The sequence below is a fragment of the Patulibacter defluvii genome, from assembly GCF_034096925.1.
GTDB lineage: Bacteria > Actinomycetota > Thermoleophilia > Solirubrobacterales > Solirubrobacteraceae > Patulibacter > Patulibacter defluvii.
The window spans coordinates 118383-131821 of sequence record NZ_JAWZSQ010000003.1; the positions used below are offsets into that span (position 1 = coordinate 118383).

Below are 13439 nucleotides of genomic sequence, written 5' to 3' on the forward strand. Positions count from 1 at the left end.
GTGTTTGATCGCCGCCATGGCGACCACCACCGCGGCCCACGACCTCGACCCCCGGACCGGCGCGCCGCCGCGGCGGGCGGGTGGCGACCTGCTGGCCGGCGACCGGCCGCTGCTCGACGCGCTCGTGCGCGAGGGCGCGCACGCGTACCTGCCCGACGTCCACGCCGCCGGCCGGATCTTCGCCGCCGCCGACGCGATCGACGACGGCTTCACGGCCAACGAGCACCCGCCGACGATCGCCGGGCCGGCCGAGGTCGGCTTCGATCCCGCCCACCACGCGATCATGCGGCGGGCGGTCGAGCACGGGATCACCGGCGTCCCGTGGGTCGACGCGCGCGACGGCGCCCACGTCGCGCGGGCGGCCAAGTTCCTGCTGCTGGCCCAGGTCGAGGCCGGGTCGACCTGCCCGATGGCGATGACCTACTCGTGCGTGCCGGCGCTGCGGCTGAGCCCCGACGTCGCCGCCGAGTGGGAGCCGCTGGTCGCCTCCGGCGCCTACGACCCGCGCGAGCTGCCGGCCCACGAGAAGGACGGCGCGCTGATCGGGATGGCGCTGACCGAGGCCGCCGGCGGCTCCGACCTGTCGGGGCTGACGACCGTCGCCCGGCCGCTCGGCGGCGACCGCTACGCCGTCGACGGGGTCAAGTGGTTCGTCTCCGCGATCCAGTCCGACGCCTTCTTCGTCCTCGCCCGGACCGAGAACGGGATCTCCTGCCTGCTGGTGCCGCGGCTGCGCGACGACGGCACCCCGAACGGGTTCCTGATCACCGGCCTGAAGGACAAGCTCGGCAACCGCTCGAACCCGACCGCCGAGGTCACGCTGACCGCGGCCGAGGGGCGGCTGGTCGGCGACGAGGGCCGCGGCGTCGCGGCGATCATGGCGATGATCGGCGGCACCCGCACCGACTGCGTGCTCGGCTCGACCGCGGTGATGCGGCTGGGCACCGCCGAGGCGATCCACCACGGCGACCACCGCCACGCCTTCGGCCGCCCGCTCAGCGAGCAGCCGGTGATGACGTCGGTGCTGGCCGACCTGGCCCTGGAGTCCGAGGCGGCCGTCGCCTCGGCGCTCTGGCTGGTGCGGCTGGCCGAGCGCTCGCGGGCCGGCGACGAGGGCGCCGAGCTGGTCCGCCGGATCGCCGCCCCGGCGCTCAAGTACTGGGTCTGCAAGCGGGCGCCGATCCACGCCGCCGAGGCGATCGAGTGCCAGGGCGGGTTCGGCTACGTCGAGGACTCGCGGCTGGCCCGCTGCTACCGCGAGGCGCCGCTGATGTCGATCTGGGAGGGCTCCGGCAACGTCCAGACGCTCGACGTCCTGCGCGCGGTCGAGCGGACCCCGGCGGTGCTCGAGGCGCTGCTCGGCGAGCTCGACGCCGCGGCCGGCGGCGACCGCCGGCTCGACGCCCGCACCGCCGAGCTGCGGTCGCTGGTCGCGGACTGCGAGCGGCTGGCCGCCGACCCGCGCGGGCTGGCCGCGCGGATCGCGCTCGCGCTGCAGGCCGCGGTGCTCGTCCGCGGGGCGCCGTTCGCGATCGCCGACGCCTTCTGCGCGACCCGCCTGGAGCGCGGCGCGCCGGCCGTCTTCGGCGAGCTGCCAGCGACGGTCGACGCCGCCGCGATCGTCGAGCGCCACCGGCCGCAGGACGCCTGATGCGGGTCGTGGCGATCCAGCCGCGGGTCGCCCTCGGCGAGGTCGAGGCGAACCTGCGGCACGTCGAGGACCTGGTCGACCGGGCCGTGGCCGAGCACCACCCGCGGCTGGTCTGCCTGCCCGAGAGCACGACGACGCCGAACCTGTACCACCGGCGGATGCGGACGGTGGCGCGGCCGGTGCTGGGCGAGCCGCTGGCCGTCCTGCGGCGGCTGGCGCGGCGCCACGACTGCCTGGTCGGGGGCGGCTTCCTGGCCGTCCGCGGAGCCGACGCCCGCGGCACCTACGCCCTCTGCGAGCCCGACGGCAGCGTCCACTTCCACGACAAGGACACTCCCTCGTTCTGGGAGAACAACTACTACGGGCCGGGCCGCGACGACGGGGTGATGCGGACCTCGCTCGGGACGATCGGCTGCGCCAACGGCTGGGAGTGGGGGCGGACCCGGACGATCCACCGGATGCAGGCCGGCGGGGTCCGGCTGGTCGCCGGCGGGATGCACTTCCCGTCGGTGCCCGACTGGCCGCTCGCCGCCCGCTGGTTCCGCGACCGCGACCACCACCTGCTGACCCAGTACTGCCGCGAGACGCCGCCGCGGCTGGCGCGGATGCTCGGCGTGCCGGTCGTCCACCCCTCGCACGTCGGCGACTTCACGATGGCGACGCCGCTCGTCCCCGGGCTGCCGTGGTCGTCCTCCTGCGTCGGCGAGACCCAGATCTGCGACGCCGACGGCCGCCCGCTGGCGCGGCTCTCCTACGAGGACGGCGAGGGCTGGGTCGGGGCCGACGTCGAGCTCGCCGAGCCGCGTCCGCGCGACCCGACGCCGCCGACCTTCTGGAACGCGAGCTTCCCGCTCTCGGCCCACCTGGTCTGGTACGTCGGCAACCTCCACGGGCGCGCCAAGTACCTGGCGATGAAGCGGCTCGGCCGCCACGCCTGGTCGCCGGGGCCCGACGTGCCCGACCACGCGACCGCCGAGCAGCTGCCGGCGCTCGACGGCGGGGGACGGGGGCTCTAGTGTCGCGCCATGGGGGGCGCGTCGATCGAGCAGCGGGTGGCCCGGGTGCTCGATGAGCGCGGCGCGGCGGCGGCACCGCTGCGCGACGGGCTGGCCGACGCGATGCGCGACCTCCTGGCCCGGATCGAGGAGACCGCCGACGAGCGGTCGAGCGAGCTGGTCGCCCGCTGCCGCGAGCTGATGACGCTCGCCGACCTGCGCGAGGAGCTGGCCGAGGTCGAGCTGACGCGGCGGCTGGCGATGTTCGTCCGGGTCCACGAGGCGGTCGTGCGCCTGCGCGAGAACGGCACCGTCGAGTCGATCATCCGCGGCGCGCCGGAGGCGGTCGCCGAGGCCTGCGACTTCGACCGGGTGGTCGTCTTCCGGGTCGACGGGTCGCTGATGGTGGCCGAGGCCTTCTACCACCGCGACGACCCGGACCGGGCGGCGCGGCTGCTGGCCTTCAGCCGCGAGCACCCGGCCCAGCTGCAGGAGCAGATCCTGGAGACCGAGATGATCCGCCGCCGGCGGCCGATCGTGGTCCACGACGCCCAGCAGCACCCCTCGACCTACAAGCCGCTGGTCCGGCCCTACGGCACCTACTCGTACGTTGCGGCCCCGATCATGCCCGAGGGGCGGGTGATCGGCTTCGTCCACGCCGACAAGGGCGTCCGCCGGCCCGAGGATCCGCGGGCGGTCGACGAGTTCGACCGCGACGTCCTCTGGGGCTTCGCCGAGGGGCTGGGCTACGCGATCGAGCGGGTCGGCCTGGTCGACCGGATGCACGCCCAGAGCGCCGACGTGCGGCGCCTGATCGCTCGTGCGGCCGAAGCGGTCGACGAGTACGTCGACACCCGCGTCGAGCTGGTCTCCGCGCCCCACGACGGCAGCGGGGCGACCAGCGCGGCGCGCGCGATCCTGGCCGACCAGCCCGATCCCGACTCGCCGCTGGCCAGCCTCACCCGCCGCGAGCGCGAGGTGCTGGGCCTGGTCGCCGCCGGCGCCACCAACGCCCAGATCGCCGCCCGGCTGGTGATCACCGTCGGCACCGCCAAGTCGCACGTGGCGCGGATCCTGCGCAAGCTCGGCGCGGCCAACCGGGTCGAGGCGGTCGCCACCTACCTGCGGGTGCGCGGCCAGCCGGGCGGCTGACCGCGCTGGCCGGGGCCTAGCGGACCCGCGCCGCGACCCGCCGGGCGCTGGTCGCGCCGTCGGCGGTGCGGGCGCTCAGCCGCACCCGGTAGCGGCCGGCGGCCAGCCGCCGGACGCGGGCGCTGGCCGTGCCCGCCCGCCGCGCCCGGACGGTGGCCCGGGCCGCCGTCCGCCAACGACGGCCGCTGCGGCGCTCGATCGTCGCCCGCACCGTCGCGGGCCGCGAGACTCGCAGCCGCAGCCGGCGGGCGGTCAGCCGCACGCCGCTGACCCGCACCGCCGCCCGCGCCGGGGCCGCTCGGCCGGGCACCACGACCAGCCGGGTGGTGGTGGCGCCGTCGAGCGCGTCCTCGCTGGTCGTCCGCAGTCGCACCCGGCCGCCGGCGATCGCGGCGTCGAGCCCGGCGCTGCCGAGGACGACCGTCCGCGCCTGGCCGGCGCCGATCTCGAAGCGGCCGCTGGCGAGGGTCGCGTCGCCGCTGGCGGCCAGCGCCCGCAGCGTGCCGCGGCAGGGCCTCCGCGCCACCGGCGGGCAGGTCACCCGCACCGGCAGGTCGCCGGCGGCGTCGGGTCGCAGCTCGCGCTCGGGCAGCTGGGCCACCCGCGCCCGCTCGGGACCGGCGGCGGGCAGCGGCGGCAGCAGGATCTGGGTCACCGCCAGCAGGTCGGGCAGGTTGAGGATCGTCAGGAAGCCCTCCTCGACCTGCGACGCGGCCTGCACGCCGGCCTTCTTCTCGACCGGCCGCTGGGGCACCGGGCGCGGCTTGCGGATCGCCTTCGTCACGCCCTCCTTGAGCGCGCCGGAGTTGCCGCTGGTCATCGGGCCGAAGCGGACCACGACCAGCGATTCGCTCGGCACCACCCAGACGATCTGCTCGCCGAGGCCGTTCATCTCGTAGCCGTCCGGCGGCGCCCAGCGCGGTGCGCAGCCGGGGCTGTCGGGCCAGAACAGCAGCGAGTAGCAGTCGTTGACCGGGTTGCCGCGCTGGACGTCGTGCATCCAGTCGACGTCGAGCAGCCGGTGGCCGTTCCAGACCCCGTCCTGGAGCAGCAGCTGACCCAGCCGCGCCCAGTTGCGGGTCGCCATCTCGATCCCGAAGTAGCCGTCGGTGCGGCCGGCGCGGTCGCGGTGGATCGCCACCAGGTCGCGCGGGATCCCGACCTTCGACAGCAGCTCGCGATGGAGGAAGTCCTGGAAGTCCATCCCGGCCGCGCGGCCGACCACCTCGGCCAGCAGCGAGACCGTCACCTGGCCGTAGATGTAGTGCGTGCCGGGGGCGTAGTCGAACGGCAGCGTCAGCGCGTTCTGCAGGTGGTCGTCGAGGATGAAGTTGAAGTCGCGCAGGACGTGCTGGTGGAGGCCGCTGCTCTGGGTCAGCAGCTGGCGGACGGTGATCGCGCCGTGCGCGGCGTCGGCCTCGGGCACCAGCGAGCCGACCCGGTCGTCGGGCGACAGCAGGCCCAGCTGGATCGCGCGGCCGGCGGCCATCGAGACCACCGACTTGGCGGCCGACCAGCTCTGGTACGGCTTGTTCGGGCTCTCGGAGTAGGCCGACGCGACCCGGCAGCCGTAGCGGTAGACCGCGACCGAGCCGCCGGAGCTGCTGGCCGAGCGGTCGACCGCGGCCTGCAGCGCCGGGGCGTCGAAGCCGAGCGCGGTCGCCGAGGCGTCGGGCAGCTCGGTCCCGGCCGGGCCGGTCGCGCACTTCTTCTCGGTCGCCGTCGCCGCCGCGGCGGGCGCGGCCGTCACCGCGCCGCCCAGCGCCAGCAGGGCGGCGGTCGCCAGCAGCGCCGTCGTCGATCGCCCGCGGGTCCGCGCGCGCTTCCTCGCTCCATCCACGAGCCGTGTCCTCTCCCCGTACGCGTCGTCGTCCCACGGGCCGCACGGGGGTGCGGCCGCCGACGACGCGGTTACGGAGGTGAAACTACCACGCTCGGTATGCGCCGTCACCACTTTGCGACCGTCGGTACGGACGGCATGACGTCGTCTGGGAGACCGTCGACGGTCGACGGTCTGTCGCTCCCGGCGGGCCAACAGGTGACAGGCCGCACTTGCCAGACGCACTAACTAATGGCACGATCACTTATATGAGCACCTCGCCGACCGCCACCGACGTCGCTCCCGCGGGCCAGCGCGCCGCGCCGGAGCAGCTCCGCCAGGCGGCGCAGGATCACCTGTGGCTGCACTTCAGCCAGCGCGCCGACTTCCGCGGCAAGCGCGCCCTGCCCGTGATCGCGTCCGGGGACGGCTGCTACCTGACCGACATCGACGGCAAGCGCTTCCTCGACGGCCTGGCCGGCCTCTTCGCCGTCCAGATCGGCTACGGCTACGGCGACGAGATCGGCGAGGCGGCCGCCGCCCAGCTGCGCGAGCTGCCGTACTACACGAACTGGAACGCGGCCCATCCGCGGGCGATCGAGCTGGCGACCGAGGTCGCCTCGCTGGCGCCCGAGGGGCTGAACAACGTCTTCTTCACCTCCGGCGGCGCCGAGGCCGTCGAGTCGGCGTGGAAGATCGCCCGCGAGTACCACGCCCTCCGCGGCGAGCGCCGCTGGAAGGCGATCGGCCGGGACGTCGCCTACCACGGCACCTCGATGGGCGCGCTCTCGATCACCGGCCTCCCGGGCCTCCGCGCGCCCTTCGAGCCGCTGGTCCCGCAGGTCGGCCACGTCCGCAACACCAACCGCTTCCACCGTCCCGAGGGCGAGACCGAGGCCGAGTTCACGGCCTTCCTGCTCGACGACCTCGAGCACCGGATCGAGAGCGAGGGGCCGGACACGATCGCGATGGTGATCATGGAGCCGGTTCAGAACGCGGGCGGCGCCTTCACCCCGCCGGCCGGCTACTTCCAGGGCGTTCGCGCGCTCTGCGACCGCTACGGGATCCTGCTCTGCGCCGACGAGGTCATCACCGGCTTCGGCCGCCTCGGCGACTGGTTCGGGTCGGCCCGCTACGACATCCAGCCCGATCTGATCACCAGCGCCAAGGGCCTCTCGTCGGCCTACGCCTCGATCGGCGCCCTGATCATCAGCGACAAGGTCGCCGAGCCGTTCCAGCAGCCCGGCGCGATGTTCACCCACGGGATCACCTTCGGCGGCCACCCGGTCCAGACGGCGATCGCGCTCAAGAACATCGAGATCATGAAGCGCGAGCGCGTGGTCGAGAACGTCGCCGAGCACCAGGACGACTTCCGCCGCACGCTGGCCCCGCTGCTCGACCTGCCGATCGTCGGCGACCTCCGCGGGACCGGCTTCTTCTACGCGATCGAGCTGGTCAAGGACAAGGACTCGAAGACCGGCTTCAGCGACGAGGAAGCGCACACGCTGCTGCACGACTACCTCTCCGACCGGCTCTACGACGCCGGCCTGATCTGCCGCGCCGACGATCGCGGCGACCCGGTCGTCCAGATCTCGCCGCCGCTGATCGCCGAGCAGCAGCAGTTCGACGAGATCGCCGGGATCCTCGGCGAGGTCCTGAGCGAGGCCGCCGGCCGGATCCGCTGAGGACGGCCGGCGCGCGCGGCCGCCGACTGAGCCCGTGACCGCTCCCGTCTCCCACTGGTTCGCCGCGCTCGGCGGCATGCCCGACCCGCGGCCGTCGCTCGACGGCCCGCGGTCGGTCGACGTCTGCGTCGTCGGCGGCGGCTTCACCGGCCTCTGGACCGCCCGCGAGCTGCTGCGGGCCGACCCGTCGCTCGACGTCCTGGTCGTCGAGCGCGACGTCTGCGGCTTCGGCGCCTCGGGCCGCAACGGCGGCTGGCTCCAGGGCGAGCTGGCCGGCGACCCCGCCGTCTGGGACGCCCGCCGCGGCCCCGGCGGCGCGGTCGCGATGCACCACGCGATCCGCGACACGGTCGCCGTGGTCGAGCGGGCGCTGGCCGAGGACGGGATCGACTGCGACCTCCACCGCGGCGGCACCCTCCACGTCGCCCAGACCCCGGTCGAGCTGGAGCGGCTGCGGGCGACGGTCGACGCGGTGCGGGCGGCCGGCGGCTGGGACGACGGCGCCGACGCCTGGCTCGACGGCGACGGGCTCGCCGCCCGGGTCGCGATCCGCGGCGGCCGCGGGGCGTGGGCCAGCAGCGCCTGCGCGCGGCTGCAGCCGGCGAAGCTCGTCCGCGGCCTGGCGACGGCGGTCGAGCGGGCCGGCGCCACGATCGTCGAGGGCACGACGGTGACCGCGATCGAGCCCGCCCGCCGCGGCCGGCCTGCCGCCGGCGCCGGCCGCGACGGGGCGCCGGTGGTCGTCCGCACCGATCGCGGCAGCGTGACCGCGCGCTGGGCCGTCCGCGCGACCGAGGCCTACGGGGTCGGCCTGGCCGGCCAGCGGCGGTCGCTGGCGCCGGTCAACAGCTCGATGATCGTCACCGAGCCGCTCGCCGACGACCGCTGGGAGGCGCTCGGCTGGGCGGGGCAGGAGACGATCCTCGACGGCGGCCTGCTCTACCACTACCTGCAGCGGACCGCCGACGGCCGGATCGCGATCGGCGGCCGCGGCGTTCCCTACCGCTGGGGCTCCCGGACCGATCGCGAGGGCCCGGTGCCGCAGGTGACCGTCCGCGAGTTGCAGGAGGGCCTGGTGCGGCTGTTCGGCGACCCGCTGCGCGACGTCGCCGTGGCCGGCGCCTGGCACGGCGTGCTCGGCATCCCCCGCGACTGGACGCCCGGCGTCGGCGCCGACCCCGCGACCGGCGTCGCCTGGGCCGGCGGCTACGTCGGCGAGGGCGTCGCCGCCGCCAACCTGGCCGGCCGCACCCTCGCCGACCTCCTGCGCGGCGAGCGGACCGCCCTCACCGAGCTGGCCTGGGTGCTGCCGCCCGCCGCCGCCCCGCCCCGCTGGGAGCCGGAGCCGCTGCGCTGGCTCGGCATCCGCAGCGTCTACGGCCTGCTCGGCGTCGCCCAGGCGATCGAGCGCCGGACCGGCCGGCCGTCGCGGGTGGCGACGGTGGCCGATCGGTTGTCGGGGCGCTAGCCCGCGGCCCGCTTCGCCCGCACCTTCTCCAGGTTGCGCAGCGCCTCGCGGCGGCTCAGCGGCTGCAGCTCGTGGCGTTCGCAGTACTCCTCGACCGCGTCCGGATCGACCGCCGAGTAGGCCCGCAGCGCCCAGCCGATGCCCTTGCGGATGAAGAACTCGCGGTCGCCGCGGTTCGGCTCGATCGCGTCCTGCAGCAGCGCCCAGTCGCTGCGGGGGCCGCGGTTCACCTGGGCGATGATCGCCGCCCTCCGCTTCCAGATCGAGTCCTCGGCGACGGCCCACTCGCGGAGCACGGCGGCGGTCGCCTGGGGCTCGCGGTCGAGCAGCTCGCCCAGCCGCCCGCCCGCGACCTCGTCGACGTGGTCCCACCAGGCGCCGTCGACGATCAGCTCCTCGTAGAGGTCGAGCAGCCCCAGATCGCGCGCGGCGGCGTAGCGGCGGTGCCCGAGCAGGTCGAGGGCGGCGTAGCGCTGCTCGCGGTGGGTCGCCCCGCGCCACAGCTCCTCGACCGTCGCCCGCCAGCTCTCCGGGTCGAGCGTCCGCTCGCGCAGCAGCGGCCGCATCAGCGCCGCCCGCGCCGGCTTCGGCACCCCGTGGAAGGGCATCTCCGACTTCATGTAGCGCTGCATCTGCGGCGCCTTCTCGGGATCGGCGGCGGCCACCAGGCCCGCGCGGATCGCGTCGATCAGTTCCCGGTCGGCCCCCATCGCGGGCCCACGCTACTGGCGGGCCGTCGCCCGCGCGGCGGTCGGGCGCGCCACCAGCAGCCAGAAGCCGAGGCCGGTCAGGGCCATCCCGGCCCCGAGCGCGCAGACCCCGTCCCAGCCCGCCGCCGAGTAGACCGCCGCCGCCGCGGCCGACCCGACCACCGCGCCGACGAAGACCGCCGTCATGTAGGCGGTGGTGATCCGGCTGCGGGCCTCGGGCCGCAGCGCGTAGACCGCGCTCTGGTTGCTGATCTGCGCCCCCTGGATCCCGAGGTCGAAGAGCACGATCCCGGCGATCAGCGCCACCAGCACGCTGCCGCCCAGCTCCAGCAGCCCCCACGAGAGCGCCACCAGCACCAGGAAGGCCGTGTTCGCCACCTGGCCGTGCCCGCGGTCGGCCAGCCGTCCCGCCATCGGCGCGACCATCGCCCCGACCAGCCCGGCCAGGCCGAAGAGGCCGATCGTGCCGTCGCCGTAGCCGTACGGCTCGCGCGCCAGCAGGAACGCGATCGCCGTCCAGAGCGCGCTGAACCCGCCCATGTGGAGCGCGCCCATCGCCATCCGCTGGGCCAACTGCGGCTCCTCGCGGACCAGCCGCGCGACCGACGCCAGCAGCTGCGGGTAGCGCAGCGTCTCGGTCGGCGGCACCGTCGGCAGCCGCCGCCAGAGCAGCAGCGACAGCAGCAGCAGCGCCACCGCCGGGACCGCGAAGACCAGCCGCCAGCCGCCGATCTCGGCCAGCAGCCCGCTCAGCGTCCGGGCCAGCAGGATCCCCATCAGCAGCCCGCTCATCACGGTGCCGACCACCTGGCCGCGCTCGTAGGGCGCCGCCAGCGTCGAGGAGAGCGGCACCACCACCTGGGCCACGGTCGACGTCAGCCCGACCACCACCAGCACCGCGGCCAGGACCGCGAACGAGGGCGCCGCCGCGCAGGCCAGCAGCGTCAGCGCCGACAGCGCCAGCACCCGGCTGATCAGCGACCGCCGCTCCAGCAGGTCGCCGAGCGGCACCAGCAGCACCAGGCCGACCAGGTAGCCGACCTGGGCCGCCGTCACCAGCAGCCCGGCGGTGCCGTCGGAGACGTCGAGCTTCGACGCCAGCGTGTCGAGCAGCGGCTGGACGTAGTAGATGCTCGCGACCGACGCCCCGCAGGTCGCCGCCAGCAGCAGCACCAGGCCGCGGTCGAGAGGTCGCTGTTGGGGTTCGTCGGCGTCCATCCCGCCGGACATCGTGGCAAGCGGCGACCGTCGGCCGTCACCGCCGGGCGGACCGGCCGCTCGCTCAGCCGCCGGCGAGCGCCGCGAACGACCGCGACAGCAGCGCCTTCGCCTGCCGTCCCGGGTCCGGCGAGTGCAGCAGCACCACCCCGAGCCGCCGCCGCTTGCCGTGCACGTCGCGCTCGACCGCCGCCACCAGCGAGCGGCCGGCGACGTCGGTGTAGCCGGTCTTGATCCCGAGCGTGCCCGGGTAGCGCTCCTTCAGCAGCGGGTTGTGGTTGTACAGCTGGATCCGCCCGCCCTTGACCGGGAACGGCCGGTTCGCCACCCGCGTCCGCACGATCCGCGCCAGCCGCGGCTGGTCGAGCAGCGCCCGCGCCAGCACCGCCAGGTCGGCCGCGCACGAGCGGTTGGCCGCCTGCCGCTGGAAGCGGACCTCCTCGAACCCGCTCGGCGAGTCGAACCGCGTGCAGCGCAGGCCGAGCGCCCGCGCCTGGCTGTTCATCCGCGCCACGAACCGCGGCACCGTCCCCGAGACGTGCTGGGCGAGCGCGATCGCCGCGTCGTTGCCGGACGCCAGCATCAGCCCGTAGAGCATCGTCTCCAGCTGAACCGTCCGGTGCTTCGGCAGCAGCCCGACGCCCGAGCCCTGGTAGGCCAGCGCCTGCTTCGTGATCCGCACCCGCGCGCTCGCCGGCGCGTGGGCGTTGACCAGCAGCGCGGTCATGATCTTCGTCAGGCTGGCGATCGGCAGGTCGCGGGTGGCCGCCTTGCGCCACAGCACCTCGCCGCTGTCGAGGTCGAAGACCAGCGCCGCCCGCGGCGGCTTGCGGAAGGGGTCGGGGAAGGCGTTGCGCGCCCCGGCCAGCCGCAGCCGCAGCGGTGTCACCAGCGGCGGGTCGTCGACCGGGCCGTTGGCCGCCTGCATCGGCGCGGGGGGCGCTGACTCGTCCGCGGGCTCGTTGCCGGCGGCGGTCGACTGGCTCCAGCTGCCGCCGCAGCCGACCAACGCCGCGCACGCCCCCACCAGCAACAGGATCAGCCAGGCACGCCTCACCGCCGAACAGCATGCCGCACCGACCGGAGGGCGCGCGTCAGCGCTCGGCCGGCTGCTGCGCGCGGGCGTGGCGGCGCTCGATCCGGCGCAGCAGCGGCCGGGTCGCGACCAGCAGGATCAGCAGCGGGGCGAAGGCCGCCCACAGCAGCGGATCGGTGGGGGAGAGGTCGTCCAGCCGGTGCCCCAGCAACACCACCGCGGCCTGCAGCGGCAGGTAGCCGACGACGCTGGTCCAGGCGTAGCGCGGCAGCGGCACCCGCAGCGCTCCCGCCACGTAGCCGGCCAGCGCGTAGGGCACCACCGGGATCAGCCGCGCCGCCAGCAGCGGGAAGGTCCCCTGCCGCGCCAGCAGCCGCTCGAGCCCGTCGACCCGTCGCTCCCCGAACGCGGCCCGCACCACCGGCCGCCCGATCGACCGTCCCAGCAGCCAGCAGAGCACGGCCGAGACGGCCCAGGCGACCACCATCAGCCCCAGCCCGAGCGCCCAGCCGTAGACGAAGCCCGCCACCGCCAGCACGATCTCGGCCGGGTAGAAGACGACCGCGTGGACCTGGACCAGCAGGAACAGGATCAGCGCCCCGCCGACCCCGAGCGCCCGCAGGTCGGTCCGCAGCTGGGTGGTGTCGCCGCGCAGCGCGGTGCCGAGCGCGTCGCGCAGCGCCGGAATCGCCAGCAGCCCGCCGAGCAGCAGCAGCGTCCCGACCACGGTGCCCAGCGGGACGAGCCAGCGCGGAACGGGGCGGCCGGACACGGCGAACCACGCTAGTCCCGGGGACCGGCGCGGGGGTTGCCGGACGGTGAACGGCGGTGGCCCCGCGCTTACCCCGCGGGTCATCGTCGCGCTGACCCGCGGCCGCTAGGTTCGTCCCATGGCCCTCGCGACCCCCACCCCCCGAGTCGGCGAGCTGCTGCGGGATTGGCGCCAGCGCCGCAACCTCAGCCAGATGGAGGTCTCGCTCGACTCGGCCGTCTCCAGCCGCCACCTGAGCTTCATCGAGACCGGGCGCGCGCGTCCCAGCCGCGAGATGGTGCTGCACCTGGCCGAGCGGCTGGAGGTGCCGCTGCGCGAGCGCAACCGGCTGCTGCTGGCGGCCGGCTTCGCGCCCGAGTACCGCGAGCGCTCGCTGGACGACGCCGAGATGGCCCCAGTGCGCGACGCCCTCGACCGCTTCCTGCGCGCCCACGAGCCGTTCCCGGCGCTGGTGGTCGACGGCCACTGGAACATGGTCGCCGCCAACGCCGGGATCGGGATCGTGACCGCCGGCGTCGCCCCGGAGCTGCTGGCCGACGGTCCCCCGAACGCGCTGCGGCTGGCCCTCCACCCCGACGGCCTGGCGCCGCGGATCGCCAACTTCGCCGACTGGAGCGGTCACCTGATGCACCGCCTGCGGCGCGCGGCCGCGATCACCGCCGACCCGCGGCTGCAGGAGCTGCACGACGAGCTGGCGGACTACCCCGGCGTCGAACGCGATCCGCCCCACGGCCATGGCGTCGGCGAGGAGCTGGTGCTGCCGCTGCGGCTGCGCCACGAGGGCCACGAGCTGGAGCTGTTCAGCACCATGACCACCTTCGGCAGCGCGGTCGACATCACCCTCACCGAGCTGTCGGTCGAGGCCTTCTACCCCGCCGACGAGGCGACCACGGCGATCCTGCGCGAGGTCGTGGCCGCCGGTCACTAACGTCC

Annotated in this window: 11 protein-coding genes; 6 read left to right on the plus strand and 5 right to left on the minus strand. The window is 75.4% G+C overall.

Translation table 11 applies throughout. From position 1 onward, the window contains the following. Positions 1-16 precede the first annotated feature (16 nt). Genes SH587_RS04565 through SH587_RS04575 form a run of 3 tightly spaced genes read left to right on the plus strand, consistent with a single transcriptional unit; the run spans position 17 to position 3798 of the window. Positions 17-1651 (plus strand): acyl-CoA dehydrogenase family protein, encoded by a 1635-nt coding sequence (locus tag SH587_RS04565; protein WP_320669390.1) that lies wholly within the window; start codon positions 17-19, stop codon positions 1649-1651. Continuing rightward, a complete protein-coding gene (locus SH587_RS04570; protein ID WP_320669391.1) occupies positions 1651-2667 on the plus strand; it encodes a carbon-nitrogen hydrolase family protein in 1017 nt (338 codons plus the stop codon). The genes SH587_RS04565 and SH587_RS04570 overlap by 1 nt, the downstream gene beginning before the upstream one ends. 9 nt (positions 2668-2676) lie before the next feature. Further along, positions 2677-3798, plus strand: a complete 1122-nt coding sequence (locus tag SH587_RS04575; protein ID WP_320669392.1) for a LuxR C-terminal-related transcriptional regulator — start codon at positions 2677-2679, stop codon at positions 3796-3798. 16 nt (positions 3799-3814) lie between these two features. Here SH587_RS04575 and SH587_RS04580 read toward each other — a convergent pair whose 3' ends face one another. Next, on the minus strand, positions 3815-5638 hold the full coding sequence (locus tag SH587_RS04580) for a serine hydrolase domain-containing protein (protein WP_320669393.1): 1824 nt from the start codon (positions 5636-5638) through the stop codon (positions 3815-3817). Positions 5639-5886: 248 nt separating this feature from the next. Between SH587_RS04580 and SH587_RS04585 the strand changes: the two genes are divergently transcribed. Further along, on the plus strand, positions 5887-7302 hold the full coding sequence (locus SH587_RS04585; protein ID WP_320669394.1) for an aspartate aminotransferase family protein: 1416 nt from the start codon (positions 5887-5889) through the stop codon (positions 7300-7302). Positions 7303-7336: 34 nt separating this feature from the next. Continuing rightward, positions 7337-8770: an NAD(P)/FAD-dependent oxidoreductase gene (locus SH587_RS04590; RefSeq protein ID WP_320669395.1), complete on the plus strand. Its 1434-nt coding sequence runs from the start codon at positions 7337-7339 to the stop codon at positions 8768-8770. Here SH587_RS04590 and SH587_RS04595 read toward each other — a convergent pair. The 4 genes from SH587_RS04595 to SH587_RS04610 form a co-directional block, all read right to left on the minus strand. Further along, entirely contained in the window at positions 8767-9480 is a 714-nt protein-coding gene (locus tag SH587_RS04595; RefSeq protein ID WP_320669396.1) for a DNA alkylation repair protein, read from the minus strand. The two genes, SH587_RS04590 and SH587_RS04595, sit on opposite strands and share 4 nt — an antisense overlap. A 12-nt stretch (positions 9481-9492) precedes the next feature. Then, entirely contained in the window at positions 9493-10698 is a 1206-nt protein-coding gene (locus SH587_RS04600; protein ID WP_320669397.1) for an MFS transporter, read from the minus strand. Between the two features lie 64 nt (positions 10699-10762). Further along, positions 10763-11755: a D-alanyl-D-alanine carboxypeptidase family protein gene (locus tag SH587_RS04605; RefSeq protein ID WP_320669398.1), complete on the minus strand. Its 993-nt coding sequence runs from the start codon at positions 11753-11755 to the stop codon at positions 10763-10765. Positions 11756-11792: 37 nt separating this feature from the next. Next, positions 11793-12506, minus strand: coding sequence for a TVP38/TMEM64 family protein (locus SH587_RS04610; RefSeq protein ID WP_320669399.1), 714 nt, complete (start codon positions 12504-12506; stop codon positions 11793-11795). A gap of 118 nt (positions 12507-12624) precedes the next feature. On the opposite strand from SH587_RS04610, the gene SH587_RS04615 reads away from it, so the two are divergent. Next, on the plus strand, positions 12625-13434 hold the full coding sequence (locus SH587_RS04615; protein WP_320669400.1) for a helix-turn-helix domain-containing protein: 810 nt from the start codon (positions 12625-12627) through the stop codon (positions 13432-13434). The last annotated feature ends 5 nt before the right edge of the window (positions 13435-13439 follow it).

Coding starts and splice junctions, on each gene's coding strand:
- SH587_RS04565 (WP_320669390.1), top strand. CDS start 17: ATGGCGACCACCACCGCGGCCCACGACCTCGACCCCCGGACCGGCGCG.
- SH587_RS04570 (WP_320669391.1), top strand. CDS start 1,651: ATGCGGGTCGTGGCGATCCAGCCGCGGGTCGCCCTCGGCGAGGTCGAG.
- SH587_RS04575 (WP_320669392.1), top strand. CDS start 2,677: ATGGGGGGCGCGTCGATCGAGCAGCGGGTGGCCCGGGTGCTCGATGAG.
- SH587_RS04585 (WP_320669394.1), top strand. CDS start 5,887: ATGAGCACCTCGCCGACCGCCACCGACGTCGCTCCCGCGGGCCAGCGC.
- SH587_RS04595 (WP_320669396.1), bottom strand. CDS start 9,480: ATGGGGGCCGACCGGGAACTGATCGACGCGATCCGCGCGGGCCTGGTG.
- SH587_RS04600 (WP_320669397.1), bottom strand. CDS start 10,698: ATGGACGCCGACGAACCCCAACAGCGACCTCTCGACCGCGGCCTGGTG.
- SH587_RS04615 (WP_320669400.1), top strand. CDS start 12,625: ATGGCCCTCGCGACCCCCACCCCCCGAGTCGGCGAGCTGCTGCGGGAT.